The organism is Microvirga sp. VF16 (genome assembly GCF_016864375.1).
Classification (GTDB): domain Bacteria; phylum Pseudomonadota; class Alphaproteobacteria; order Rhizobiales; family Beijerinckiaceae; genus Microvirga.
On the sequence record NZ_CP069356.1, the window covers coordinates 189,374 to 214,220 of the forward strand.

34 protein-coding genes are annotated in these 24,847 nt (G+C 59.4%); 18 read left to right on the forward strand and 16 right to left on the reverse strand.

What is annotated here, in order from left to right; genetic code table 11:
• Nucleotides 1-180: 180 nt before the first annotated feature.
• Both JO965_RS33060 and JO965_RS33065 read left to right on the forward strand, forming a co-directional pair.
• On the forward strand, nucleotides 181-939 hold the full coding sequence (locus JO965_RS33060; RefSeq protein WP_203446258.1) for a response regulator transcription factor: 759 nt from the start codon (nucleotides 181-183) through the stop codon (nucleotides 937-939).
• 176 nt (nucleotides 940-1,115) lie between these two features.
• Nucleotides 1,116-1,793, forward strand: a complete 678-nt coding sequence (locus tag JO965_RS33065; RefSeq protein WP_203446259.1) for a hypothetical protein — start codon at nucleotides 1,116-1,118, stop codon at nucleotides 1,791-1,793.
• A gap of 346 nt (nucleotides 1,794-2,139) precedes the next feature.
• Here the strand turns inward: JO965_RS33065 and JO965_RS33070 are convergent, their stop codons facing one another.
• Nucleotides 2,140-2,346 carry a cold-shock protein gene (locus tag JO965_RS33070; protein ID WP_203446260.1) on the reverse strand — a complete coding sequence of 69 codons (207 nt, stop codon included), beginning with the start codon at nucleotides 2,344-2,346 and terminating at the stop codon, nucleotides 2,140-2,142.
• 200 nt (nucleotides 2,347-2,546) lie between these two features.
• Here JO965_RS33070 and JO965_RS33075 point away from each other — a divergent pair, with 200 nt between their 5' ends.
• The 3 genes from JO965_RS33075 to JO965_RS33085 all read left to right on the forward strand — a co-directional run bounded on the left by JO965_RS33075 (nucleotide 2,547) and on the right by JO965_RS33085 (nucleotide 3,973).
• Complete coding sequence (locus tag JO965_RS33075) at nucleotides 2,547-2,783, forward strand: BrnA antitoxin family protein (protein WP_203446661.1); 237 nt, start codon at nucleotides 2,547-2,549, stop codon at nucleotides 2,781-2,783.
• Between the two features lie 29 nt (nucleotides 2,784-2,812).
• Nucleotides 2,813-3,238 (forward strand): DUF3574 domain-containing protein, encoded by a 426-nt coding sequence (locus tag JO965_RS33080; RefSeq protein ID WP_203446261.1) that lies wholly within the window; start codon nucleotides 2,813-2,815, stop codon nucleotides 3,236-3,238.
• A gap of 303 nt (nucleotides 3,239-3,541) precedes the next feature.
• Nucleotides 3,542-3,973, forward strand: a complete 432-nt coding sequence (locus tag JO965_RS33085; RefSeq protein WP_203446262.1) for a response regulator — start codon at nucleotides 3,542-3,544, stop codon at nucleotides 3,971-3,973.
• Between the two features lie 154 nt (nucleotides 3,974-4,127).
• Here JO965_RS33085 and JO965_RS33090 read toward each other — a convergent pair whose 3' ends face one another.
• Nucleotides 4,128-4,265 (reverse strand): hypothetical protein, encoded by a 138-nt coding sequence (locus tag JO965_RS33090; protein WP_203446263.1) that lies wholly within the window; start codon nucleotides 4,263-4,265, stop codon nucleotides 4,128-4,130.
• A 640-nt stretch (nucleotides 4,266-4,905) separates the two neighbouring features.
• Here JO965_RS33090 and JO965_RS33095 point away from each other — a divergent pair.
• Nucleotides 4,906-5,628 (forward strand): Crp/Fnr family transcriptional regulator, encoded by a 723-nt coding sequence (locus JO965_RS33095; RefSeq protein WP_203446264.1) that lies wholly within the window; start codon nucleotides 4,906-4,908, stop codon nucleotides 5,626-5,628.
• Nucleotides 5,629-6,153: 525 nt separating this feature from the next.
• On the opposite strand, the gene JO965_RS33100 is transcribed toward JO965_RS33095, so the two are convergent.
• The 4 genes from JO965_RS33100 to JO965_RS33115 form a co-directional block, all read right to left on the reverse strand.
• Entirely contained in the window at nucleotides 6,154-6,975 is an 822-nt protein-coding gene (locus tag JO965_RS33100) for a DUF72 domain-containing protein (protein WP_203446265.1), read from the reverse strand.
• 142 nt (nucleotides 6,976-7,117) lie between these two features.
• Nucleotides 7,118-7,306, reverse strand: a complete 189-nt coding sequence (locus JO965_RS33105; protein WP_203446266.1) for a hypothetical protein — start codon at nucleotides 7,304-7,306, stop codon at nucleotides 7,118-7,120.
• Between the two features lie 334 nt (nucleotides 7,307-7,640).
• A complete protein-coding gene (locus tag JO965_RS33110; RefSeq protein WP_371826982.1) occupies nucleotides 7,641-7,934 on the reverse strand; it encodes a hypothetical protein in 294 nt (97 codons plus the stop codon).
• Between the two features lie 122 nt (nucleotides 7,935-8,056).
• Nucleotides 8,057-8,407 (reverse strand): HU family DNA-binding protein, encoded by a 351-nt coding sequence (locus tag JO965_RS33115; RefSeq protein WP_203446267.1) that lies wholly within the window; start codon nucleotides 8,405-8,407, stop codon nucleotides 8,057-8,059.
• 345 nt (nucleotides 8,408-8,752) lie between these two features.
• Between JO965_RS33115 and JO965_RS33120 the strand changes: the two genes are divergently transcribed.
• Complete coding sequence (locus tag JO965_RS33120; protein ID WP_203446268.1) at nucleotides 8,753-9,151, forward strand: helix-turn-helix domain-containing protein; 399 nt, start codon at nucleotides 8,753-8,755, stop codon at nucleotides 9,149-9,151.
• A 69-nt stretch (nucleotides 9,152-9,220) separates the two neighbouring features.
• Nucleotides 9,221-9,721, forward strand: a complete 501-nt coding sequence (locus JO965_RS33125; RefSeq protein WP_203446269.1) for a transposase — start codon at nucleotides 9,221-9,223, stop codon at nucleotides 9,719-9,721.
• A 485-nt stretch (nucleotides 9,722-10,206) separates the two neighbouring features.
• Here the strand turns inward: JO965_RS33125 and JO965_RS33130 are convergent, their stop codons facing one another.
• The 3 genes from JO965_RS33130 to JO965_RS33140 all read right to left on the reverse strand — a co-directional run bounded on the left by JO965_RS33130 (nucleotide 10,207) and on the right by JO965_RS33140 (nucleotide 12,578).
• Nucleotides 10,207-11,175, reverse strand: coding sequence for a tyrosine recombinase (locus JO965_RS33130; RefSeq protein ID WP_203446270.1), 969 nt, complete (start codon nucleotides 11,173-11,175; stop codon nucleotides 10,207-10,209).
• A 186-nt stretch (nucleotides 11,176-11,361) separates the two neighbouring features.
• The gene (locus JO965_RS33135) at nucleotides 11,362-11,982 is read right to left on the reverse strand and encodes an ImmA/IrrE family metallo-endopeptidase (protein ID WP_203446271.1); all 621 of its coding nucleotides are present in this window, start codon (nucleotides 11,980-11,982) and stop codon (nucleotides 11,362-11,364) included.
• Nucleotides 11,983-12,410: 428 nt separating this feature from the next.
• Complete coding sequence (locus tag JO965_RS33140) at nucleotides 12,411-12,578, reverse strand: hypothetical protein (RefSeq protein WP_203446272.1); 168 nt, start codon at nucleotides 12,576-12,578, stop codon at nucleotides 12,411-12,413.
• Nucleotides 12,579-12,835: 257 nt separating this feature from the next.
• Here JO965_RS33140 and JO965_RS33145 point away from each other — a divergent pair, with 257 nt between their 5' ends.
• The 3 genes from JO965_RS33145 (at nucleotide 12,836) to JO965_RS33155 (ending at nucleotide 14,618) form a co-directional block, all read left to right on the forward strand.
• Nucleotides 12,836-13,018: a hypothetical protein gene (locus JO965_RS33145; protein ID WP_203446273.1), complete on the forward strand. Its 183-nt coding sequence runs from the start codon at nucleotides 12,836-12,838 to the stop codon at nucleotides 13,016-13,018.
• Nucleotides 13,019-13,563: 545 nt separating this feature from the next.
• On the forward strand, nucleotides 13,564-14,169 hold the full coding sequence (locus JO965_RS33150; RefSeq protein ID WP_203446274.1) for a hypothetical protein: 606 nt from the start codon (nucleotides 13,564-13,566) through the stop codon (nucleotides 14,167-14,169).
• A gap of 92 nt (nucleotides 14,170-14,261) precedes the next feature.
• The gene (locus JO965_RS33155; RefSeq protein ID WP_203446275.1) at nucleotides 14,262-14,618 is read left to right on the forward strand and encodes an MliC family protein; all 357 of its coding nucleotides are present in this window, start codon (nucleotides 14,262-14,264) and stop codon (nucleotides 14,616-14,618) included.
• A gap of 98 nt (nucleotides 14,619-14,716) precedes the next feature.
• Here the strand turns inward: JO965_RS33155 and JO965_RS33160 are convergent, their stop codons facing one another.
• Entirely contained in the window at nucleotides 14,717-15,232 is a 516-nt protein-coding gene (locus JO965_RS33160; protein WP_203446276.1) for a nucleoside hydrolase, read from the reverse strand.
• Between JO965_RS33160 and JO965_RS33165 the strand changes: the two genes are divergently transcribed.
• Nucleotides 15,231-15,932, forward strand: a complete 702-nt coding sequence (locus JO965_RS33165; RefSeq protein ID WP_203446277.1) for an IS6 family transposase — start codon at nucleotides 15,231-15,233, stop codon at nucleotides 15,930-15,932. The two genes, JO965_RS33160 and JO965_RS33165, sit on opposite strands and share 2 nt — an antisense overlap.
• 359 nt (nucleotides 15,933-16,291) lie before the next feature.
• Here JO965_RS33165 and JO965_RS33170 read toward each other — a convergent pair whose 3' ends face one another.
• Entirely contained in the window at nucleotides 16,292-17,254 is a 963-nt protein-coding gene (locus JO965_RS33170; protein WP_203446278.1) for an ROK family protein, read from the reverse strand.
• A 912-nt stretch (nucleotides 17,255-18,166) separates the two neighbouring features.
• Between JO965_RS33170 and JO965_RS33175 the strand changes: the two genes are divergently transcribed.
• Entirely contained in the window at nucleotides 18,167-18,898 is a 732-nt protein-coding gene (locus JO965_RS33175; protein ID WP_203446279.1) for a Crp/Fnr family transcriptional regulator, read from the forward strand.
• A gap of 65 nt (nucleotides 18,899-18,963) precedes the next feature.
• On the opposite strand, the gene JO965_RS33180 is transcribed toward JO965_RS33175, so the two are convergent.
• From JO965_RS33180 to JO965_RS33195, 4 genes are all read right to left on the reverse strand, one after another.
• Nucleotides 18,964-19,284, reverse strand: coding sequence for a hypothetical protein (locus tag JO965_RS33180; RefSeq protein ID WP_203446280.1), 321 nt, complete (start codon nucleotides 19,282-19,284; stop codon nucleotides 18,964-18,966).
• 475 nt (nucleotides 19,285-19,759) lie between these two features.
• Complete coding sequence (locus JO965_RS33185; RefSeq protein WP_203446281.1) at nucleotides 19,760-19,999, reverse strand: DUF2188 domain-containing protein; 240 nt, start codon at nucleotides 19,997-19,999, stop codon at nucleotides 19,760-19,762.
• 93 nt (nucleotides 20,000-20,092) lie between these two features.
• Nucleotides 20,093-20,257: a hypothetical protein gene (locus JO965_RS33190; protein ID WP_246777161.1), complete on the reverse strand. Its 165-nt coding sequence runs from the start codon at nucleotides 20,255-20,257 to the stop codon at nucleotides 20,093-20,095.
• Nucleotides 20,258-20,413: 156 nt separating this feature from the next.
• Nucleotides 20,414-20,812, reverse strand: a complete 399-nt coding sequence (locus JO965_RS33195; protein ID WP_203446283.1) for a PRC-barrel domain-containing protein — start codon at nucleotides 20,810-20,812, stop codon at nucleotides 20,414-20,416.
• 517 nt (nucleotides 20,813-21,329) lie between these two features.
• Between JO965_RS33195 and JO965_RS33200 the strand changes: the two genes are divergently transcribed.
• The 5 genes from JO965_RS33200 to JO965_RS33220 all read left to right on the forward strand — a co-directional run bounded on the left by JO965_RS33200 (nucleotide 21,330) and on the right by JO965_RS33220 (nucleotide 24,339).
• Nucleotides 21,330-21,701 carry a hypothetical protein gene (locus JO965_RS33200; protein WP_203446284.1) on the forward strand — a complete coding sequence of 124 codons (372 nt, stop codon included), beginning with the start codon at nucleotides 21,330-21,332 and terminating at the stop codon, nucleotides 21,699-21,701.
• Between the two features lie 53 nt (nucleotides 21,702-21,754).
• Complete coding sequence (locus JO965_RS33205; protein WP_203446285.1) at nucleotides 21,755-21,925, forward strand: hypothetical protein; 171 nt, start codon at nucleotides 21,755-21,757, stop codon at nucleotides 21,923-21,925.
• 216 nt (nucleotides 21,926-22,141) lie between these two features.
• Entirely contained in the window at nucleotides 22,142-22,879 is a 738-nt protein-coding gene (locus tag JO965_RS33210; RefSeq protein ID WP_203446286.1) for a sigma-70 family RNA polymerase sigma factor, read from the forward strand.
• 478 nt (nucleotides 22,880-23,357) lie between these two features.
• Nucleotides 23,358-23,555, forward strand: coding sequence for a hypothetical protein (locus JO965_RS33215; protein WP_203446287.1), 198 nt, complete (start codon nucleotides 23,358-23,360; stop codon nucleotides 23,553-23,555).
• A 145-nt stretch (nucleotides 23,556-23,700) separates the two neighbouring features.
• Nucleotides 23,701-24,339 (forward strand): hemolysin III family protein, encoded by a 639-nt coding sequence (locus tag JO965_RS33220; protein WP_203446288.1) that lies wholly within the window; start codon nucleotides 23,701-23,703, stop codon nucleotides 24,337-24,339.
• A gap of 102 nt (nucleotides 24,340-24,441) precedes the next feature.
• On the opposite strand, the gene JO965_RS33225 is transcribed toward JO965_RS33220, so the two are convergent.
• On the reverse strand, nucleotides 24,442-24,678 hold the full coding sequence (locus tag JO965_RS33225; RefSeq protein ID WP_203446289.1) for a hypothetical protein: 237 nt from the start codon (nucleotides 24,676-24,678) through the stop codon (nucleotides 24,442-24,444).
• Nucleotides 24,679-24,847 lie beyond the last annotated feature (169 nt).

A 24,847-nucleotide genomic window follows, 5' to 3' on the forward strand; every position in this document is an offset into this window, starting at 1 on the left:
TCCGAAAGAAGCCCGATCAAGATACGTCCTGAGACAAGCCAAACGCTTCAACATTCTTACGGAGTAACGTTTACTCCTTAGTGGCTAACCAGGCTGCCGACCTCTTGATCAGATCCGGGTTCTTCCTCTTCATGGATGAACGTACCGCGTTTGCGCGGGGCGGACCTCAGGGGGCGGGGAATGTTGAAAGACGAATACGGCTGCGCCGCGCAGCCGAAGGCGCCAGTGGCTGGCGCTTCAGGTGGCGTCGATCAGGCCATTGAGACTGTGTTGCTCGGCGGGAGTTCGCTGCTTCAAGCCGGTCTCGCCCAGCTCCTCACGGGCACACCCTTCGTTGTGGTTGACCACCATGGGCATACCGCCCTCTCCGGTGAGGCGAGCCCACATCCGGCTCTGTTTATTGTTGATGCCGGCGGATCATCTGAACAGACGCTTCAGTTTATCGAACTGGCCAAGTGCCAGAATCCTGCGGCACGTGTTGTGCTGATCGCGGACCGCTTTGATCTTGGCTTGATCCATCTGGCGGTCGCGAGGGAGATCGATAGCGTCTGCATCGCGACCGCAGAGCGGGAGGTTCTGATCAACATCCTCGAGCTCACCATGCTGGGCGAACAGGTGCTTCCTGGGACAGTGCTTCAAGCACTTCTCAACCACGCACCTTTGACTTCAAGCGCGGCTCAGACCTCATCGGTCGCTGAGTTGACCTCTCATGATCCGAAAGCGGGCAAACTCTCCCCGAGAGAGATGGTGATCCTCCAGTCTCTCATGGGAGGTGAGGCTAACAAGGTGATCGCACGAAAGCTCGACATCACGGAGGCCACCATCAAGGTCCACGTGAAATCCATCCTCCGCAAGATTGGAGCTGCCAATCGCACTCAGGCCGCGATGTGGGCCAACGAGAACCTCCGGGTTGCCGATCGCTCCTTCATCAACGCCTAGGGCCGGATCCGAAGGGCTGTCTGACGCGGCACGTGCGCTCGTGCGGAGGGCGCTGGTCACCATCGGTTTGCGGCTGATGCAGAGAGTGCCGCACTCTCTTTCCCAGCTCACCGTCACACCCTAGCTTGAGCAGAGCTGGACCGACCCGCAGCACCCTTTGTAGAAAGCTGACACCGATGAGCACCACCCGTGTCTTTCTGCTCGCCTCCGCCTTGGCTCGGCTGATCGAGAAGGAGCGGGGAGGTCAGCGCGTCCGGCAGGGCTTCTTCCCGGATCGGGCAGACCGGAGCGCCCACGTGCAGCTGGCAGGCGAGACCGGCCACCTCATCCTGGTCTCCCAGTCCGCAGCCGATCCCCATGAGGAGCCAGCTGGGATCTCCCGCTCGCAGGCGGAAGCCCTGCTCGAGCTGACCGCTGGGCGGATCGAGTATCTGAGCATCACGATCGCCATCGGTTCTCACAACGCCACCATCCAGCGCGTCATCACCCCGGCGCCGCTCGATCTGATCAGCATTACGTTCAAACAAGACAGGTCAGCCCGGAAGTTCCAGCCGCCGGTCTGGTTTGGGCCCGAAGTTTCCAGTGACCTCAGCTATCGGGCGCGCTCGATAGCGCTCGCCGGCCTGCCATCTGCTTCGGAGGTGGAAGTCACGAATGCGGCCCTTCATAGCCTGCTTGATGTGCTGGATCACCGTGCTGGCGAGCCCCAGCCGCAACCATCCCGGGCGGTGCGTGCCCCCGAGCCTTCCGAGCCGATCCTGGACGCTGAGACCGAGCAAGACCTCGACAGGCTCAACATCGAGGACAGCGTGATCCGGGAGCTCGCCCGCTCGTTGCAGCCCCAGGGGCGCTGAGCCTTTGCTCAAGGCGATTGAGTTCGCATCGGCGGGATCGCCCACATCAACGATGTGAAACCCAAACCACGGGACTTAAAGAGCATACCGGCGATCTGACTTCAAAGCTTTTGCCAGCAAATTCTGCAACGCCTCGGAGCTAAGATCTCAGAGTAGCTATCGTGGTCCATGATGAGCGCGAGCTTCCTCAGGTGCTCTTTGACGAGACACTCATCGGTCAGAAAGACCATCATCGTGTCTCTACCGTTGGGCTTTGCTCGACCGGGCAGGGCACAACAAAATGGCCGCTCCCAACAGGAGCGGCTGTTCGGAACTGCGGACAATCCGCATCATGTCTTGAAGTGCCTTATACCTTCAGATCGACAGCCGACTCCTTGCCGGTCCTGCGGTCGGACTGGACCTCGTAGGAAACCTTCTGCCCTTCGCTCAGACCTCTGAGACCAGCACGCTCAACCGCACTGATATGCACGAAAACATCCTTGCACCCGGTATCCGGCTGGATGAAGCCATAACCTTTGGTCTCGTTGAACCACTTCACCGTACCTGTCGCCATTGTCGTCTGTATTCCCTCTCCATCGGCCCGAATGGTGTCTGATACCACTCTGCCTTTGCCGCCCTACTCCCAGCGGAGGAAAGCTAGTTGCGGGACCAAGGGTTGGCAAGCATCAATGGAATACCCGTCCTTGAGTTGCTCCGTTGAGAAATCTCGCTATTTCATGTCACCGGAGACCGGACCTAACCGGGAGGAAGATGATGTCGCGATCACCAGGTGGGCGCCGTCCGAACGATCTACTGAAGGCTGCCGAAGCTGCCTTCAAGAAGGCGACAACGAAGCCGATCGAGGAGCCGCCCAAAACTGCATCCATTCCTGGCGTAAAGGAGACCGTCACCCTGCGCATCGACCAGGATGTGCTGGAGTTCTTCCAGGAGGACGGCCCAGGCTGGCAGGACCGGATCAATGCAGCCCTCCGCAAGGCTGCCGGCAAGTGAATGGCGGTCGCCCGAAGCAGGCTAACCATATGCACTGGCATGGGATCCTGGCGCTGTTTCTTCTGGGAATGACAGGCTGCGTCTCGTCTTCTCTGGCCACGCATCCGAGCGGATGGATGTGCGACGCGGGCGATCAATCGATGGTCCGCGACACGCTGTACTTTGGCCGTAACCGCCCGAATGGAGGAGCAGTTCGCGAGGCCGAGTGGCAGCGGTTCCTGAATGAGAGCATCACGCCCCGCTTTCCTGATGGCCTGACGGTGGTGAAGGCAACCGGGCAATGGCGGAATGCGAACGGCCACCTCGAACGAGAGAGATCCGAAGTCGTGACCGTGCTCCATGCCGGTGATTTCACAGCACGGAGCAAGATTTCAGAGATCATCGCCGCGTACCGGCAGCGCTTTGACCAGGAGGCCGTCCTGCGCGAGCGAACGGCGACCTGCGCACGGTTCTGATCAAACATGAGTGCTGCGAACCGTTGAAAGGTATTTCGACCTGGCCAGCAGCTTATTATTGAGACGGCTTGGGTGATCTTGAAGTGTGTCGGAGCTTAGTTGGCTATCCGACCCTACCCGTGACCGCCGCTCTTTCAATTGCACCCAAGCCGTCTCAGTAGTTGCGAAGTGCCCCGCTGAACAAGAACGCGTGGGCAGCCCTTAACTCTTTGCTGACCATACCTGATACTTGCCGGATCGTGGCCTGAACGCCTGCCACAATCGGCCGTTAACCACACGGATGTGTACAGTGAGGTTGCGTACATGACACCGATCCTGTCCCCATGGACCCGCCCCGAGCCGGCGAAGAAATCAGCCCCGAAGTCCCTGCGTCAACGTGTTCTCGTCGTTGAGGACGAATTGATCATCGGCGAGATTGCGGCCGAGGCCCTGACGGATGCGGGCTACGAGGTCTTCACGGCAGCGAGCGCTGAAGAGGCCGAGATCCTTTTGCGGGATGTGTCCGTGGATGTTCTGTTCACCGACATCAATCTGGGCGGTCAAGACGGTTTTGAGCTGGCGCAAGCTGCCTTGTCTCTCCAGCCGCTTTTGTCGGTTGTCTTCACCTCAGGCCGCTCTCGGATCTGCCACGGCCTATGCGCATCAGCGGGAATGCCTTTTCTCGCCAAGCCGTACCGCCTCACGGAATTGGTGGAGACGATTGAACGCGCATTGACAGGAACGCCGACACAGTGACGGATCCTTCCGCGTGATTGTCGTCTTCGACGGCCGCGGCCCGGATCACGCCGGCCACAGCAAGGTGTTCTTTCACCAGCCGAGCGACGGTACCGCCTCCTCAACAAGGACGGTTGTATCCATTCTCCGTTGCCGAGGCGGCGATGGGTTGTTACTACCGCTGGGCAACGGTCAAATGGGCCGACCACATGGGCCGGAGAAGCGGCTCGGCCACAATCCCACCGATCAGGGCAAGGGACACCAGGACAAGGCCTACGCGTCCCCACAGCGCAACACGATCCTTCCGGGTCATCAGGAACCCACCGTGCGTCACACATCGAAGAGAACGTAGCTGGCTGATAGTTGGTTGCCAATACGGTCAAGGTGTCTTTCCGGCATGCGCCAGTTCGATAAGCTCCTTGATAGAAGTCCTCATCAGAGCATCCCATGATAGCCCCTCGAGACTTACGCGCTCCAGGAATGTGGCCCCTGATGGGATGGGCCGTGCCGTTCGATCCGCATCGATGCGGTCACGGTGCAGACCCGCTGGTTCTGCTCATCCCGCAAACATAGCCTTTCATAGGGGTTGCTCCCCTTTGCGAAGAAATCAAACCCGATCGGGAGAGGAGGTTCCATGCCGGACGCCCGGCTTGGTCTGAGGCCGAGCAAACCCTGGCTCTTCAATTCAGGTGCAAAGCCGATCATGAACAAAAAGGGTGGGATCACCGACCGAACAAAATGCCTTCCTTGGCACCTGTTGCCTCCGCGACAAAGACGCAGATCATGGCTTTTGAAACAATGAAACACATTGTTGCGGCAGATCCCTTTGGAGCCCCTCAAAGCGCATTCTACCCTTAAGTAGAGGCTTCCGTCGCCGGAAGGACCTTCCGCCTCGAAAAGAAGTTAGTTGGCTCGAGGGGCACGTCGACAAACGCGTTTCTTGAGTGTCGTAAATGCGAGCAGATAGTAGTCACCGCGCTAATCGGCTCCTGGCTGCGCTTGAGCCAGAGGACTTCGCCTCTCTTGAGCCGCACCTGGAACTCGTGCACCTGCAACGCAGGCAGGTTCTCTACGAGACCGGCGGCACGATCCGATTTGCCTACTTTCCGCATGATATGGTGATCTCGCTTGTGGCTGTGATGCACGACTGCAGTTCAGCCGAGATGTCAGTCTACGGACCCGAGGGGGTCGCAGGTCTCCTGGCCGCGGCAGTCGCGAACCAGTCGTTCGGGCGCTACATCGCCCAAATGGCCGGTTCAGCCTCCCGGATCAGTCTCGACAAGATGTTCCGGTTGATGCGTGAGCGTCCAAGGATTCAGGCGATGGTACGACACTTTGCAGAAGCGACCATGGCGCGGGTTCTGCAGTCGGTCGCGTGCAACGCACTCCACAGCGTCGAGGCCCGCAGTTGCCGCTTCATTCTCACAATTTATTACCGCATCAACCAGGATACGCTTGCCTTGACGCACGAGTTTCTTGCCGAACGGCTCGGAGTGCAGCGCACCACTGTCAGTGCAGTGATGTCCAAGCTGCAAGCGAAAGGGCTGATCAAACAGGCTAAGGGAGGCATCATAGTCACGGACCCCGTTGGCCTCGAAGCGGAGGCGTGTGAGTGCTATGGAAGGGTTCGCGACATTCTTGAACGCCTGCTGCCATATGCTCCTTCTGAGCGCTGATGGGATCGACGTCTAGGGATCAGGACGCTCTCCCGGCGCTTGCGAGGACCTGGGCTGGTCGTGCTCCGTTGATTCGATATGGGGCGAGCTTCAAGACAGCCTGGAGCATCTCCAGGGCCTTCGGGCGCGAGACTGTAATGAATTGCAGAGACGGATGGGTCGAACGGATATGACGGTGACGATGCCGACCGGATAGAGCAAGGGCAAAGCGAGAACCATATCCAAGCAGCCGCTCAGCGCAGGAAGAGCGGCAGGTAGAGAACACCGATGGTGCAGCCCAACGTGAGGACGGCTGTGATCGCTGCTGCTAACGAAAACCGTTCTCTGTCGTCCTGCATGGCACCCTCCTGCATGACCACGTGCAGGATGTGGGATAGTGCAGCGGCCGCCGGATGACTGTGCGGCCGCACACGCGTCTGTACGGGCCGTCTATGAAAGGGGCCAGTTGTTTCACCGGACCATGCGCGGCTCAAACCGTCTCGGAACCCCTGAGCGGTGGGTCAGCCGTCGCGAGATGCAGCAGGCTCAGTCCTGTTGCGACTGAGGACAGTCGGCGGCGATCGCCAGGCTTCGGGTGGTGAGCGCGTCCCCCGTCGCGGCAAACGCCGCCGTGTTGTCGAAGATGCACCACGTTTCGGCGCCCGTTGCGGCATTCCGGGCGAGCACCTCGGCGATGGCTGCCAGATACTCAGGACTGTAGGCCGAGTAGTAGATCCGAGGGGACCCGTGCAGCCGGTAGTATGACAGACCGCGCCAGCCGCCCGGCTCGTCAGCGCCTGCGACTGGAGCCGGGTCGGCCGCGACGCGGGCGATCCGAAGCCCGTCGAGCAGGGTCTCGACCTCCGGGGTGAACCAGGAGGCATGGCGGGGCTCGCAGACGATGCTGCCTTGGATCCGGCCCCTCAACTCACCGAGGAAAATGTCAGCGACGCCGGCCTGGAAGCTCAGGCTCGGAGGCAGTTGGACGAGCAGCGGGCCGAGCTTGGGCCCGAGGCCTCCCGCCTCCGCCAGGAACCGGTCCAGCAGGTCGTCGGCATCCATCAGCCGGCGCTCATGGGTAATCGCCTTCGGGACTTTTACGGCAAAGCGGAAGTCCTCCGGCACCGATGCGGCCCAGCGCTCGTAGATGGCTGTCCGGTGCGGGCGGTAAAACGAAGAGTTGATCTCTACTGCATTGAGAACGGCGGCATAGCGCTCCAGGTGGGATCCCGCCGCGGGGAAGGGGGCGGTATGCTCCTTCGGGATGCTCCAGGCGGCGGTGCCGATCCGCACCGGGGCAACGATCTTGTCCGCGGATGAACGTGGTGCGCGCGATATCAGGCAATGTGTATCCGGAAGCGTCTGCATGCACCTCTCGCCCAACGGCCCTGCTGCGCCAACGCAGGTTGCCAATCAAGCGTTCCGGCTGCAGCCCTGATCTGTCATTTGATCCGCCATAGCGGGCTTGTGCTCAATCTCTGAAGCGGAAGCTGCGTGTTTGGCCGCGAGGCTAAGGGCGCATCGTGTCGATCTCGCCGCTGACCCGAGTTCGAAGATACTCAAGATGCTTCAGTTCCTCGGACGTGGACGCGATGCGCTTTTCCACGTGCTGAAGATCATGATGGGCCTCTTTGAGAGGGCCTAGCTCCGCAGCAAGTGCGTCGCGATCGGCCTCAGCCTTCTGAACCACTTGGGTCAAGTGAACGATCCTGGCCTCCGTACCAGCCCCTGAGAAGCCGGGGCCCAAGACAGATAATCCAAAGAGTGCCCACCCTGAAACGGCCAACACTATCAGCAGACGGTTCATTCCGGCACCCTAGCCAAATCTCGCTCCTATTTTATCGCCGATATGGACGGCTGCGGTAGTGGCACGAAGAGGTAGAGACGCTTGGCGCGGTCATTCCTGAGGTTGGGTGCTGCTGGGCTGGCCGGCGACCGCAAACGCTGTAGGAGGAAGGTCAAAGACGGGAATGACGGCCGACAAACAAAAACCCCGGCTTTGAGGCGGGGTTGTGCATTCGTCCATCTGACAATCATGAGGTCGGCGAGACATCTTCCTTCACCGGCCCACGAGGGGCAGTGCGCTTGCGTCCGCGGTATTTTGCCGAGACAACCAGCGGAGCGATGCTCGCGGATACCGGATTTGGATAGTACTCCAGAGTCGCCCCAGTTGCAGCGTCGACACCCATACCAACCAGGCCGCCGATCAGGACGTTGCCAGCAAATCCTGCTGCGCCGCTACCGGCCACGCGGGGTTGAACCATGATGTCTTGGCTCTCGTAACCGTCCTTGGAGAACGTTGCGACGAACTCGGCTTTCCTATCCACCTGAAGGTGCCGGGCGTTGTTAGGGAGGTCAGGCCGGTCGAAGTCCGCGTTGCTAGCTGCCGACCGACTATCCCGTCGTCATGGCTCGCGCTCGCTGGTGTGACGACGAAAGCGACAGTGGCCTACGCATCGACGTAACGAACAATGTCAGCCTTCGATGCCCTTGCTGCTTTTCTGTTCTGCTGCCGGAGCGATGTGGGATTGAGGCGCTGATGCATCTCCTTGGCAGCCTTGAAGGCAGGAACCACTTTCTCTGACACACTGACCGGATCTTTGGTGCGCGGGTTGCAGCCGATCCGGGCCGCGTGCTTGCGCAAAGCAAACGTTCCAAAGCCACGCAGCTCAACCCGGTCACCTCGGGCAAGCCCCTCTCGAATGGCACGAAGGATGGCATCCACGACCTTCTCGAAATCATGACGGGACAAATGCGGATCGTGCTCAGCGAGCTTCTGGACCAGTTCGGACTTGATCATGGTGGCGGAGTTCTGCGTTGTGGCGTCGCCCTTTCAAAAGGCTGTCAGCACCCGGAGGGACCGTCAAGTCATCATTCGTAGCCATAAGATCTCATACTCCCAGCATCAGCCTGGTCGATGTGTCTGATCTCCGCGCCATGAGGCTTCATCCCTACTCACCCCTTCTCCCAGGATTTTTGACTTACCTGCAGTTCGGGAACGGGCAACACGTAGACAAACCCACTTGCTTCACAGGCTACTCAGCCGGAGAGCCATATAGACCTGTCGACCTGCGGCGCATCACTAATGATCTTCACGAAACGGGTGTAACATAGGGCGGTGTCGGTCCTCGTGAGGAGGTGCGCGATGGATGGCAACGTTTGGCGTCCGGCGCATCTAACGCCGGAGCAAATGGAGGAGCGCCGCCTGGCGGCAGCGGCACTGTTGCGGCAGGGACGGTTCTCCCAGGCAGAGATTGCTCGGCAGCTGGGTGTCAGCCGCGCCAGTGTTTCGCGCTGGGCCGCCACGCTCGCCCAAGAGGGGCGACGCGGATTGGAGGCCCGGCCAATCACAGGACGACCACCGCGGCTCGATGAGAAAGCCTGGGGCCGGCTGGGCCGGTTCCTGGACCGGGGTGCAGTGGCGGCCGGCTTTGCCAGCGAGCGCTGGACGCTGAAGCGCATTGCGGCCCTGATCGAGCGCGAGTTCGGGGTGCACTATCATCCCGCACTATCTGGAGCGGCCGCTGAAGGCGCATGGATTTAGCGTGCAGCGTCCCGCCACAAAGGCCAAGGAGCGCGACGAACTCGTGATTGCGGTCTGGCCCAAGCGCGAATGGGTTGCTTTGAAAAGAAGGCACAGCGGGAGCGCCGCACGCTTGTCCTCTGGGACGAGACCGGGCACAGCTTCCGCGCCCGGCCCGGCACGACCTGGGCGCGGCGCGGACTGACCCCGGTGCTGCGGCGGGTGAGCAAGCGGCGCGAGGTCTCGAGCATCGTGGCGATCACGCCCGACGGGCGGCTTTATGCCCGCCACTTCCGCACCAGCGTCTCGAGTGAAACCGTGATCCTGGCCCTGCAGTATTTCCGCCGAAAGATCGGCACACCCCTGCTGGTGGTCTGGGATCATCTCAACGCGCACCGCTCACGAGCGACAATGGACTTCGTCTCAGCGCATGCGCAGGAGTATGCGGTGGCTTACCTGCCGGCTTATGCACCCGAGCTCAATCCGGAGGAACAGTGCAATGCGCTTGTTAAACGGGCTATGGAGAACGCACTGCCTCAATCAACCGCCGACCTGCATCGTCTGGCGCGCCGCGAGTTCTCCTGCCTGTAGCGCCGACCTGAAATGATCGTCCGCTTCTTTCAGCATGCAGGCCTCTCCGTCACAGGACTTTCGTGAAAATCATTAGTGCCTGTGTTGGTCTTGGATCACTGAAGCAATCTCTGGCCTGTTCTTAGCCAGCCAGAGCATCGCATCAGACTGGTTGACACTGCAGTCCAGCGCATCCCAGGTAGGATCCTCAAGCGACTCGTCCCGAAGCCGGGTAGCGGCATAGCAGACCAGCTGATGCAGACCCTCATAGCCAGGATGTGTCTCGAGAGCGTCGGCAACCCACGTGCTGGACCAGCCCTGCCTGGCCAAGTGCAAAAGGCTTTGCCGGTCAGCCTCGACAAACCATGGCGTTGCGTCGAACTCGAGGTCCAAGGCATTATCAGCTGTATGACATGAGGCTCGGATCATCACGCACCTCCTGGATTGATAGTCCGAGACCTATTCTACCACACGCCAGCGTCCGGACTTTACTGATGCAGCTGTGTTCACAAGCGGAATAGGGCCTCGTCCTGCTCCTGCCTTTCATTCATCGGGTGGAGGTCGCGGACCATGTGGTGGAGGCGGGAGGGATCGAGATGGGTGTAGATCTGGGTGGTCTCGATGCCGGCATGGCCGAGCAGCTCCTGCAGCACACGCAGGTCCGTGCCGCCGGAATGCATGTGGGTGGCAAAGGCATGCCGCAGCACATGCGGCGACACTCGCTCGGGGCTGGAGAGCCCTGCGGCCACCGCCGCCTCCTTGATTTCGAGCAGGGCCGCCTGGCGCGTGAGCGCCCTGGCGCCATTGCGCACCGAATGGAACAGCCAGGGGGAGGGCGCTCCACCGGAATAGGCCCCCGCCAGCCGTTGCCAGAGGGCAAGGGCCGCGATCGCCCGCTCATGCAGCGGCACGAGGCGCTGCTTGTCGCCCTTGCCGCGCACCAGCAGCATGCAGGTGCCCGCAGGCGCAGCGTCGGATGGCAGGGACAGGGCTTCGCTGATGCGCATGCCGGAGGCATAGAGCGTCTCGAACAGGGCAGCTCGCCGGGCATAGCCGGCCTGCCGGTAGAGACCCACCGAGGGATCCGCCGCAAGCTTGTGGGCCGTCTCCAGGAGCGCTTCGGTCTCGGCAATGGAGAGGACGAAGGGCAGCTTGCGCGACCGCTTCATAGCCGCCAGATGGGCGGTGGGATCGCGCGAGCCGAGCTCCTCGGCGATCAGGAACCTGTGCAAGCCGCGCGCCACCGTGATCCTGCGGGCGATGGTCGAGCCCGCGTAGTCGCGCTCATCGAGAGCGGCGACGTAGTCCCGGATCTGCTCCAGGCCGACCTCGTCCAGGCCGAGGCTGTTTTCCTCGAGCCAGGTAAGATAACAGTTGAGGTCGTCGGTGTAGGTGGCAATGGTGCCAGAAGAGGCCCCGAGTTCCGTCGCCAAGGCATCGAGCCAGAGCTGGGCCAGCCGACGATTGGTCTGCATAAGATCCTCCTAATCAAGAGGACCTTGCCACAGCACCGGTTACAGACTTCTTGTCAAAATCCTTTCAACGAAATCGCGTGTGTCGCCGCAAAGTTAAAATGTCCTGATATGCTCACCAAGCGACAGGGAATCGATCCGGGTTTGGAGATGATCCCGCATCAATTTATTCGCCAACGTCAGAGGTCGCTAATTCAACTCTGTCCGCAGCTTCACACCTCGGCTCTGAGCTTCCTTCAGGTAATCGACCACGACGGATGGTAGCTCGCGCCGGTGCCCGGAGGCCCGTCGCTGGAACGCATCGAACTCGCCCTTGCGGATCATAGCCGCCTCAAAGCTCAGTCCAAAACGGTCCACAATATCCTCAACCGTATCAGTCGAACTGAGAAGATAGTTGGGAGCCAAGAACATCGCAGCAAATCGTCTAGCCTCACTCTCCTCTTTCTTGGCCTCTAGCAAAGATCTTCCAGCAGTCGTTTGGGTCGTGCTCCTGTTGCGAGCACCCGAGTGCCGCATGGCGAAGTGCCCAATCTCATTGGCGATGGCCATTCGGGCTCTTGGCTCACCCCTCTGCATGGCACCCACCACACTCTCAAGCATCCGCAGGAGGCCCTTTCGAGCGTCCCACCGAGCTTCTGCATCGGGTATCTCGGCGTCTGATACCTGCTGATAATTGAAGTGCCGAAAGCTGGTTGTCAGCCTCTGCAACACGGTCATCATGTCGAGGCAGCTCTGGTTCTGAAGACCAAGCTCCCGTCGGAGGGCCTTCACGCGCTGCTCAATCTCTTCATCCGTGACATGCCGCAACATATCGGGCCTCGTAAGCATATCGCCTACTAAATATAGAATACGGCTCTTTGTCCGGGTTTGCAATCCCTCTCATGGGATCAAGGTCGGAAGCGCAGCCCTCGCGGTTCGGCACTTAAGCCGGGCGGGTGTGTTTGCGGTGTTCTCCGAGGCCCTCGCGGCGCGGAGCGAACCTGCTCACTTGGTATAGATGTTCGACTCGACCATTGCGCGCCAATGTTTCGGCCCGCATCGATGCGGCTCGTTGGAAGACGGCCAGCGAGTCCAATGATTGAGCAGACCATCATCCGGAAGCCGTGCCAGACAAGATTTGAGCTGCGCTCACCGCACGACACGACCGGCTCGACGCGTTGCTTTGTCTTGAGGGCAACGTTCACCGGAATTCCATCCAGACACAATCGATGGAAGTGGAGGCAAGGTCTGCCAAAGAGCTACCCACGCGAATGGAACATCTCATCCGCCCAGAGGTCGTATGCGTGTTGAATGGTAAGGTAGGTCTCGTAGGCCCGATCGTAGCGGCGGGCTGCCAGAAAGCGCTCCCGCAGGGCATGCAGGTGCTCGAGCCGATGCGTCCACTGGGTTTTCCGCTCGTGTGACATGATCCCCTCCGGTCAAAGGGATATCCGAACCTGATTTTAGACCGCTTCCCTGAATGAAGTGGAAATCAAGGGGATGATCCTGGCAGTGCACGGGGATTAACCCTCGGAAAGCGGCACGATCCACGACATCGTTTGACCTTGGGCGGATCGGCTACAGGAGGGTACCAAGCTCATGGATGCGGGCGATTAAGAAGGGATTAACCATACCTGATCGATCATCCCAGTGTGCTGCGAGATGACGCCCCTGGGAGATTCTCATGGACGATGAAATCGAATGTATCGCCAAGGCCTTTTATGCTCTGCAAGACGGCGTACGTGGATGGGACAGAGAGCCTGAGCGATTGAAGGAAGCCTTTCGCCAAGATGCCCGCGCCACACTTGCTCTGATTGACGCTGAAATCGAAGCACGCCGTCAGGCTTGCAACTGCTCAACTGTCTGATCTCAAAGAGTGGTAGCTCCAACCGTGCTGGTTGATGGGGGCGGAATGCGGCCTCGCTCAGACCCGGGGCTGCGGAAATGACGGCGTCCTGGTTGGCACCTCATGAGGCGTTGTCGGCGGCACGCCCGTCGGCTCGCCCGGGTTCGGGACTTCAACGGGTGGCAGAACAGGCTCTGGGCCAGGTGCCGGTGGGTCAGGCGGCGGAGAGGGAACATCTGGCTGTTGCGGATCTGACATCTTGCATGGCCTCCTGCTCAGGTCTCACGAGGCTTCACTAACCCACTTTGGGGATCTCATCTCCAGATGGCCAGAAGGCTCAGGCGGGAGCAGATCAGGCTCTACGTCTGGCTCTGTCTTAGGCACCGGTGTCGGAAAGTCAGGCTGCCCCTCTGCTTTGACAAGACATTAACCAAGACAACAAAAACACCTGCATCCTGGCGGCCGACGACCTGAGCCGGTCGGCTTCAGCCTCTTTGTCGCCCAAACCGCGGGCCCGAATAAGTAGCGCTGGATTTCGATCGACTTGCGTATGCGGGGAGTTGTCTATGGTCCAAGACTTTGTACCACGCCTGTCCAACGTACACCGCTGTCTTCTTGTGGCGCTCAGCCTGTCAGCTGCCGCAGGATGGGGCTCCTATGCCATCGTGAGGCACACGTCGGCTGCGGTCGAACACCAGCTTCGTGATCAGACCACAAGCCTGCAGGCAGCTCAGACCCAGCTTGTTGCCGAGCAGATGAAGGCTCAAGTCTCACTGTCCGAAATGGTGCAGCTCCGTGGAGAGCTTGCAACCGCTCGGCGAGAAATCAATCGGCTTTCTCAAGGACGTGAACAAATCCTGACGGATCTTCCTCCGGTCAGGCCCGATATCAAGGGTACGAACCTCCGACTCAGCGACGCCAACCATGACGCGTCCAGGACAGGATCGATCGGGGAGAGGACCGGCACGGCCCAGAAGGACAAAGCAGCCTCAGCAAAGCTGCTGGAGAAGCAGCCTCGCCATCCGCAGATTGCGACTGTCGGGATCACCGCCCCGGGTCCTCAAAAGCCAGCTGTGAGACCCCAGCGCAGCAAAGACCTGACCGTCATCAGTGAACTGGATACAGCAGCCCTGCGCCAGCTGACGAAGTCAGCGGAGACGCCGCTGCGGTAGCGTGCATCCTTGCGACTGTTGCGTTGGTGCCGGGGCTGAGCTGACCGGGGCCGCCGGGCGGATCTGAACTTGCTATCGCAGGAGCACGAGCCATGAACAGAAGCTGCCTGACAGTGCTGCTGTGTTCGCTTCCCACGATTGGCGTTGCGGCGGATGTTGTGATCCGTCTACCACAAGCCTCGTCAGTTGCGCGGAATGTCGTGACGTATGCGTGCGAGGGCCTGCCGCAGATCAGGGTCGAGTACATCAATGCGGGCTCCAACGCTCTTGCCGTTGTCCCCGTTTCCGGGGAAGCGCTGGTGTTTGCCGGTGTGCTGTCCGGATCCGGAGCCCGATATGCGGCAGGCCCTTACATCTGGTGGGCGAAAGGGACCAGTGCAGACCTCTACGACCAACGGCGGGGTGAAGGTGCGAAACCGATCGGCTGCCAGGAAGTCGGGCGCGGCTAACCCAGGCAACTCATGCGGCCCCAGACTTCTTGTCAAAATGTTTGTTATCAGCCACAAACCATGTAGCCGCAAAGTTAAAATGTCCTGATCCTGCGTCATCAGGGCAGACGGCGGAAGCTCTCGAAAATCAGATCGTAAAGCCCTTCGGCATCAACATCACGGACGACGTAAGCGTTCTTTTGCCGGTTGGTGACGCCCCACCAATCGATCACTGTCATCCCAGTTGTCAGAGGAGAGGTCGTCTCGACCTCGACATTCACATGGAGACCCGAGAACAACTCGGGTCGCAGCAACCAGACAACTGTTGTCGGATCGTGCATCGGGGCGCGGTCAGTTCCGTACTTCTGCCAGTCAAACTGCTTAGCGTAGGTGAGGAGTTCCGCGAAGATCGGGCCGACCTTGTTCCGCATTGTGCGGAAGCGTTCGATCCGATCAGCCGTCACGTGAGCCTTGTGGGTGACATCCAGCGGCATCATCACGACTGGCGCTCCGGAACTCAACACTCGCTCAGCCGCCTCCGGATCCACGAAGCAGTTGAACTCGGCCGCTGGGGTCACATTGGCGATGTCACGGTAACTTTTGGTCCGGGGCTTGTGGCGTAAGAGCCGCAACATGAGCAGCCCCGTCAGCTACAAGCGCCATCGGTTCCCATCCCAGATCATTGCCCATGCCGTCTGGTTGTACTTCCGTTTTCCCTTGAGCCTCCGGCTGGTTGAGGAAATGCTGCTGGAGCGCGGTATTGTCGTCTCCTACGAGACTGTTCGTCGCTGGGCGCTGAAGTTCGGACCCGATTACGCCCGCCGCCTGAAGCGTAAGACACCAAGCCGCCGCGATATCTGGCATCTCGATGAGGTCATGGTCACCATCGCTGGCAAGAAGCACTGGCTGTGGCGCGCCGTGGACCAGGATGGCTACGTCCTCGATGAGATCGTCCAGAGCCGCCGCGACACCAAGGCCGCCAAGCGCTTGCTGACCCGCCTCTTGAAGAAACAGGGCTGCCCGCCGCGGCGAATGATTACCGATAAACTGGGCTCCTACACCGCTGCCCGGCGTCAGGTCATGCCAGCCGTCGAACACCGGTCGCACAAAGGGCTTAACAACCGAGCAGAGAATTCGCATCTGCCCTTGCGCCAACGAGAGCGGATCATGCAGGGCTTTCGATCACCGGGAAGCCTGCAGAGGTTCACCACGATCTTCTCAGCCGTCCGCAACCTCTTCGTTCCACCCCGTTCCCGCCGCTCCGCCCTTGCCACGCATCTGCATCGCCTCACCGCGATGGCGGAATGGAAAGTTGTGGTCGGCGCCGCCGCTTGAACCAACTACGCCGCTAATCAGGTCTCATTGCGTTCAAAGGTGGTTAAAGTGACAAGCCCCTCCTGCCGCTTCGCCCATTTCGCTCTCTTCCAGAACGCCTGACGCAACGTGGTGGTTGACGGGATCGAAACAGACTAACACATGACGTGGAAGTTTGGCTACGCTAACAGTCTCGATACCGGCCCTCGATTCTGGATGATCTCGGCAGGGCTTCGTCACAGATTCGGGGTAGACATCGGGAAGTGGCCGGCACTTCGTGAAGTCGTCGGGCGACATTGCGGATCGCAGGTCGGGTGCCAAAACGCCGTCCACGTGAGCATAGAGCCCACCCGCGGAACCCGGTGACTTCGACCGCGGCATCATTCGCACTCGATTTTTGCTGCGCTAGCGCAGGTCAGACGGCGCTCAGCAATCTCTACCCGCATCTGCCCCTCGGCGTTCGTTAGGAGGCTCAGCGCACCCCACGTCGCCGCGGCTGATCCAAGTTCAGCCCGGGTCAGGACAACACGATCGTTGCCCAGGACCGGCGAGAGACAGGATTGGACGGCTTGGACCAGGGAGTTGAACGGATAGCCCTCCATGTCGATCACACCGCCACCTATAACGACAACCTCCGGATCGGTGAGAGTCACTGCCATTGCAATCGCCAGCGCCTGGTCGCACAGGAACGTATCGAGTTCTGAGCTGAGATTGCCGGCGGACGAAACGGCAAAAAGCTGGTTGACGGGAAGTCCATATTTCCGCGCGAGCGACTGTAGAACCGCTCCCGAAGCGTAGGCTTCGACGCAGTCAACGGCGCCGCCTGTGCCGATCCTGCCTTCGCCCCGCAATGGTACGTGACCGAGCTGCATGCGGTAGATCCCGCCCATGAGCTGACCATGGTCGAGGAATGCGGCCCCGACACCGGTTCCGAAATAGACACCGAGAACCAGGTTTCTTCCTGCTGCACTTCCACGAGCGGCCTCGCCGCGGGTCTGCAGGGTCGCGTCGTGGTCGAGAAGAACAGGGACGCCGAGGGCGCCCTCGAGCAGGTCGGCGACAGGTAGCCCGTTCAAGGTCGGGATATTGGGAGTATTCACCACGCTACGTCGCCGGGGATCGAGGATGCCCGGGATGCCTATGACGACGCCATTAACTTGGCTGTCGATCGCGTGGCGAACGCGCTCAATAAGTTCAACGAGGACCTCAATGGGATCTTCTATCCGAAGACGCTCCGCCGGCGCGGACGCATTGCACAGGATCGTGCCAGACGCGTCCGCCCGGATGGCTCGCACATGCGTCCCACCGACATCTACGACTATGACGTGCGCGACTTTGTTCACCTAACAAGCTCCTCGGAAAGTTCCTCCGGCTGGACTTGGCTGTCCCTGCGCGTTCTCACGGTGATAGCGGGCGATGCGTTCTGCCTCTTCACGAGAACCCAAGATCACACCGATACGCCGATGCAGTCCGGCCGGGCTGATATTGAGAATGCAGCGCAAGCTAATGGTCGTGGCTGCAAAGGCCGCTTTTCAGCGTTCTCGGCTGTTCTAGGGCGGCCTAAGCTATTGAAAATGCGTGGCCCGCTCCGGACTGAACAGCGGAAAGAGCAAATAGATGTGTTGAGTTGACGGTACCTCTGGGCTGCCGACAACACCTCTTGCCTTTCATCCTCCGTTAGCTTTCCGACTGGAGCGCTCCAACGCCGATCCACCAATGGATTCTCAACCTCGGCCGTCTGCAATACCGGCCCGTTCTCATCCCAGCTCATCGTCAGCTTGGCATTGGACGGCTCCTGAGTCAGTTGCCCTTAACAGTGCGATGTCACATTAACTGAGTATAGCCGTTGGGCTGCCCGACGAGGCTAGTTTTTGCACAGCCCAAGCCGTTGATTTCCCTCGGCGCGAGATTTTTCCTTGACGAGTACAGGGCAGTCTTCGCCGTTAATGTGACATCCCCACTCTGATTGCCCGCACAGGAGCCAAAAGATCGAGCGGGGTTGAGTGCCATCGCATAGGCCCTCTGGACAGCCCCATGCTTTTTGCGAGACTTGCCTGCGTCAGCGTGACACCTTTGAAAGTGTAGCCGATCATCGGCTGAGCCAGTATCTGCACTGGCATGATTTGATTGCCATAACCTCAGTTGAACTCAGAACGATTGATCTTGCTGTTCTGTCTCTTCCGTATCGACAGGTGGTGAATCACGTGTTCCGAGTGGGATGATCCGAGTTGAATACAGGACTATACTCTTAGGCAATGATAAAAGTACAATCCGCTAAGGATCATCGCGCCAACCGGTTGTTGGCCGCTCTGGAGCCAGAGGACTTTGCCGACCTCGAGCCGCACCTGGAGTTCGTCCACCTGCACCAGAGGCAGGTCCTCTGCGAGACGGGCGACACCATGCGGCACGCCTACTTCCCGCACGACACGGTGATCTCGCTTCTGGCCGTCATGGCGGACGGGAGCTCGGCGGAGATGTCGCTCTGTGGCCGGGAAGGGGTCTCTGGCCTCGTCAATGCGAGTGTTAGCCGCAAAGCCTTCGGGTGCTATGTGGTCCAATTCCCCGGCACGGCGTCTCGGATCGACCTGGACACGATGACCGCGGCGATCACTGCCCGCCCGAACCTCCAGCGCGTGCTGCGACATTTCACGGAAGCCACCATGGCGCGCATTCTGCAGTCGGTGGCTTGTAACGCCCTGCACAGCGTGGAAGCCCGGTGCTGCCGCTTTGTCCTGATGCTCCACTCCCGCATCGATCACGATGCATTGCCGATCACCCACGAGTTCCTGGCCGAACGGCTCGGCGTTCAGCGCTCGACCGTGAGCAGTGTCATGGGGAAGCTCCAGTCCAGAGGGCTGATCAAGCAGGGCAGGGGCGGCATCATCGTCACCGACCCAAGCCGCCTCGAGGACGCGGCCTGTGAATGCTACGGCAGGGTCCGCGATGTGTATGAGCGCCTGCTGCCCTATGCGACCCACTCAAGGTAAGCCCACGCTCGTGGAATTTCCGTTAAGTGCCTTTGTAAAATGGCACCCAAATCGTTGAGCGGGTGTTAGCTGATGAGGTCCCCGCTACAAAATTCTTCTGCTCCATCAACGAAGGGGAGAAAATCCGCTGGATCAATCTCCGGCCGTGGCCATGTCCCGGTCGCGTCGACGCAGCCATCCCGATTACCGTCAAGGAAGAACTGGCTGGAGCGAAAATCCATCATTAGGAACGGCTTCCGTTCGAGACGCCGGTCACAGACCATGTAGAACGCCGCCACGGCGTTAAGCCCTTGCGGGGTCTCGGAGTAGTAGAGGCCCTTGATCAGGCGACCGGTCGCGAAAACACGTGGATTGCTGCGCAGGAGAAGTGGATTCAGGTCCGGCATGGGCTGTCGTCCCGAGCGACATGACAGTGAGGATGCCTGATGGCGGAGCGGACGAGCCAGACAGGTTCTGTCGCAAAATCGAAGTATAGGCATACTTCGCGCCATTTCGTCGTCGCGGACGAACCGCCAACCCGTTGATTTTGCGGGATCCGGCCTGTGCGGATTCATCAATATTGCCAAGTAAAAAGCGAGTTTGCGACAGAACCGCTTGTGGCGGTTCTGACCCATCTCACGGCGAAGAACGAGGTTGCTCCGGGGCAATGGTTCCTCGAGGCAGGGTTCGGGCGCCTGGGAAGACCGGATCACCCGATATATGCTGATCTGGAGACAGCCCAGCTGTGGATCTGCCAGCGCCTCGCAAAGGGTCGATAGGCGGCTCCCGCTCATGGTTTCCATCCCAGTTCTGCGACAGGTTTGGACGGGGAATAATGCCCTCGGGCCTCAAGCAACCAAGTTCAGAAATGCTTCGAGCCGCTTAACCGGTGACATCTGTCTCTGGTCGGTCCTTCCCCTGAGAGACTTCCTCGTGCCAGTCGCCCGCCTTATCCTGATACTCAATGTCTTCTGTGGCGCCAGGCAGCCTCTGTTCGGCAGCAGCTCGCTCAGCAGCCTCCCGGGCTTCATCATGGCTGGCATAACGCCCCGAGAAGACGTCCCCGACTTTGTAGGCCCACCCGCCATCGTGCTCCACAACTTCATAGTGGACTTTGTCCATCGCTGTTCTCCCGTAAGACGCTTTCGAGCAGAACAGGATATCCGATGAAGCAGTTCCGCATTCCAAGCCTCAGTGCCCGCTGAGGGCCCCCTCTCAGGTTCTGTGGTGCTTCGGGCTCCAGAAAAATACCTCATCGCCGTTCTGATCCATGATCCGCACGGCATCGGGCTTTTGCGGCATGTTCAAGGTCTCGAACAGCGATTGAGCCCTGACCTTGGCGTCTTCCAGTTCGGGGGTGTCATGTTCCACACGGTCCAAGATGGCATGCGCACCGTTTGTTTTCCGAAGCCGAAAGAACTCAATGATGAACATTGCACAAATCCCGCTCCAGTGAATGATTTAGTAGGCTTCTAGGCACCAGGTGTTTGCTTCGACCTCCTTGGAAGACGCCTGCAAATGTCACGCCGGAAAACGTTATCGTTCCCACTTGCCTTCGTAGCGGAACTCTGGCGCTGATCTGAGCTGATCGAGATTGGCATTCATGGTCGCCTGCCACTTGTGATCGCCTTCCACGTACCGGATCGAGATCGCGGAAGGGTCCACGGCTACGTATCGTGGGCCACTTCCTAGGATCTCCCCGACCGACAACACGACCCCTGTGATCGCACCGCCCTCGAAGACGATGTCTTCGATCTTGCCCATGCCCTCACCACTAGCGGTTTGAACGTTCAGGCCGATGAGCCGCGAACTCAGGATGGCATTGCTGCCAATCGTGATGAACTGAGGCGCGCCGGATGCGGGCGGAGTGCTCTGGGCGTGAGCCACGCTGGCTAGGCAGAGCGTGGCGACAAGGGGAGTTGCAGAAACGCGCATGAAAGGTTTTCCCTCGACCAGAGTTCAGGATGAACCCTCGGCCAGGATAATGGCTAATTGGGGGGCTTCTTAAAATTAGCTCACATTGCCGTCCGAAGGACTGGGGATCCAGGTCGCCGCCCCTATATCCAGGCTTGGAGCCGCCGATACGCTCCTTGAGGAGCGCTCCCATGCGAGTTACGATATTTACGGCCTTGCTTGCCTTGTCGGTATTGTCTTCGGGCGCCATGGCCCAGGACAAGGCCGCGCCTGAGGCGCGAAGTCTAAAAGCTTCCCTCTCGCAATCGTATACGGCCGAGGAATCGGCAGTGCTGGCATCCAAGGCCCGGCAAAAAGCCGAAGCCATGGAACGCGCCCGGGATCGCAGAATGCGGGAGATTTCAAAGGACATCTGCATCGGATGCTGATATCCGCCCTCATGGTCTAAGTAGTGGCGGCCCATCGGCAGGAGATAGAGAGAACAGCAGTCACGCCGTCCGACATTAAAAAGCCTGCTGCTCGTCTTAATCCCTTCAATATGAGCAAAGCTCCAAAGCACTCGAGCCAGCGCGACGATCTCAAGCGGTGGGATGATAAGGGCGCTGCGCCTCGCTCAGGTTACCCTTCCCACGAGCCGCCGCAGGCTCCCGAGCAAAGGGCGGAAACGGCTTTGTACTCCTTCAACATCCGGACCGAAGACGGCGTGGTCGACGATCCTGAAGGAGACAAGTATCCTGACCTACAGGCGGCGCGAGAGGCCGCCATTGCCAAGGCGCGCGACATGATCACGGATGGTGATCAGATTGGCGAGGACCGGCGAAGCTGGTGCGTCGAGATCATGGACAGAGCCAATCAACAGCTGCTGACAGTCGCGTTCTCTCAAGTCCTCGACCGAAAGGCAACCGACTAGCTGGGGTGAAGCGACTGCCATCGTGCAGTTAGACAGAAGGAGACGAACCTGTCATGGGCAAGAGCCATCTCAGCCTCACTCAGAGAGTTGTGAACTCGGTTTGGAAAGCCGTCAGGATGCTCGAAGATCGTCCCGCACCGCTGCCAAAGGTGAAACTCAATGGGCGGCGCGGCTACGGCGACCGGGATATTCCCTCGCCAGATCAAAACTCTGATCGCGAATGATCTGAAGTCCAGGCTCGTGCCACATAGGCGGGCCATGGTGTCTCTGTCACGCACGGACATTCTCGAGTCTGTCGGCCGGGGTTTCGATTTCGACCACGCTTCCCCTTGTTGGTAGCGCTGACCAACCCCACCTTTGTTAGTACCGCTGGCATATGGCCCTAGGCGCCAGCGGCTGAGAGACATCGAGCGCTCCCGCCGTCTGTCGCGGAGTGCAGCATGCCCAGCAATTCTTCTTCCACATCGCAGATCGCCCTTGCGTTGCCAGGCTATCGGCCGGCAATAGGGCGGGACATCCAGGATCACTTGGGGCAGCATCTGCGTTTGGCTGATGAAGCGATGGGCCCTTGGCCTTTGCCAGAGCCGCTTAGGACCTTGGCGGCCAAAATCGACCGCCACCTAGCTCTTAGGGGAGAGGCGGAGCTATCAGAGTTTCAGAATGGGATCGTGGAGGCTCGACCCAACTTGCGCGCCTTCGCGATTTCCTTGACCGGAAGTCCGGACCGCGCCGACGATCTCGTGCAAGACGCCATGCTTCGGGCCTTGAGCAAGCGGGCTCTCTTCCAGCCGGGCACGAACCTGAATGCGTGGCTCTGCACGATCCTGCGGAATGGCTTCTATACCGACCACCGCAGGCGTAGTCATGAGGTCGCCGATACGGATGGAGCCTATGCCGCGCAGCTAGCCATAGCTCCAGGGCAAATGGACGGGCTCAATCTTCAAGACCTGCAGAATGCGTTACCGAAACTTGCTCCCGACCAGCGTGAGGCGCTGCTTCTCGTTGGAGCTCATGGGCTTTCATATGAAGAGGCCGCGACGGCTTGCGGGATACCCGTTGGAACGATCAAGAGCCGGGTCAACCAGGCTCGCCTTCGCCTTGCCGAACTTCTGGGCTATGCACCTGAAGACCTCATGCAGAGTCGATCCCTGCAAACCCGCACTGGTCGCATATCATGAGCACTGACCCTACCGAGAGCATAGCTCTTCATATCGTACGCCATCTTGCACGAGGGCTGGGCAAGGCCCAAGGGAAGGGCGTACCCATCCAAAAGCTTCGGCACTGGTGGATCCTCAGCTTGAGACAGCGGGGTGAAGCGTTTGACCTAGGCCTTGATTATGCCGGTCATTGCCAATGGATCGAGCATGGACCGGATGGCATGATCCTGCTCACCGACCTAGGATCCACGAAAGCCGGCGCATCCTCATAGACGGAATATCGAAGACAAGTGCGCAGCTCCCAAGTCGGCCAAATGTGCACAAGAGATATCACGGTGTTCAGAGGATCATCTCGCTTCTCGTCTCCTCACCGAGGTTAAACCTTGGAAATGGGATCCAGAGAACATTCGCGCGCCCTCAAATGATCCCAGGCAGGACGTCCGAAGGTCTCATTCAGAGCGTCAAATGCCAGTTCACACGAGGATCAAAGGTTTCAAGGATGTTTTACGCAGAAGCATTGCACATTGCAAAGCGAATGTTGCTGGATGGAGCGACTTTAACGGAGCTCAAACAGGCGTCGATGGATTTGCGGGCTCTCACCTCGGACAGCGCCTTGGCCGACCTAGTGGATGCCAAGATCGAATCCATAGAAAGCCAGAACGGATATTCCGACACCGGAGACGCTGCGACAAGTTAAGCTGCATCCCGGACGGTTGCGCGGCAGATGACCCGTCGTGCGATCAAGAGGGCGCTGAGCTAAGTCTTCCTGGAAAACTCATTGTTATGCACGCGTGTACTCCCGAGCCCTGAGGTAAGTTCACGCAACGTGAGAGCAACAATCAATGAAGTGGGATTATGATCCGGAGGAGATTCTGGCGGATGGGATTATCCACGGACTGGAAGTTCTGCTCGGGCTTTCCTGCGTTATCGCCTTGTTGGTGATCGCTGCTCAGACAGCCGCTCCGTGGAAGCTGGCGTCTATCCTCATCTATGGCGGCGGTCTGCTGACGGTCCTTGTTACCTCGGCTCTCTACAACCTGTGGCCTGTCACTCCAGTGAAATGGATCCTACGTCGGTTTGATCACTCTGCCATTTATCTCCTCATTGCAGGAACCTACACACCGTTCTTCACGCAGATGAAAGCAGGATTCGAGGCAATCGCCCTCATAATTGGTGTGTGGGTAACGTCTGTTGTGGGAGTCACTTTGAAGCTTGCTTTCCCGGGCCGCTTCGAGCGCCTCTCGATCGTTCTTTATCTCCTTATAGGCTGGAGCGGTATCATAGCTTATGAGTCCGTCCTCGGTACTCTGCCGACCTCGACGCTCGGGCTTCTTTTCGCCGGCGGTGTTCTCTACACAATCGGCGTCGTCTTCCATCTATGGGAAAGCCTGCGCTTCCAGAACGCTATTTGGCACGCGTTTGTGCTGGCCGCAGCCAGCTGCCACTTTGGTGCCGTCCTTGATGGCGTAGTGCTGGCGTGAGCTTGAGCTCAGGTGTATCTGGACAGTGGAACGGAAGGCATCACCAGTCCGTCGTCCATCCGTGATGCTGCAGATTCGACCAAGTGCATCCATCAGCTCGCATCAACCCGCGGAGCTGTCCCGTGGCACAAATGCCGGCAGTCGATCCAGATCGCCTTCCTCTTCGGGCGCGGCAACATCTAGGATCCCGTCCAGAACGTCCGCCATGTCTTCAATCTGTTCGACGCTTGCTGTCAGGGCGAGCCTGAAACCATCCTCCAACTCGATCACGAGTTCGGGGTCGCTGCCATCCGATGACGGCAAAACCAGGAAGCGTGCGAGCTTCTTTGTGTCAGGCATGATGTGCTCCGGTTGCTCGTCGGTCATCTGAAAATTGTGAACGAAGTGGCCAGTTGATACTCATACGCGACGCGGCTGTACACCTCGCACGCGTTCTTGACCTCATAGCGGGGTTCCTCATCTCCGGACAGCAGATGCCTGACGATGAGGAAATCGCCACTCCAACTCG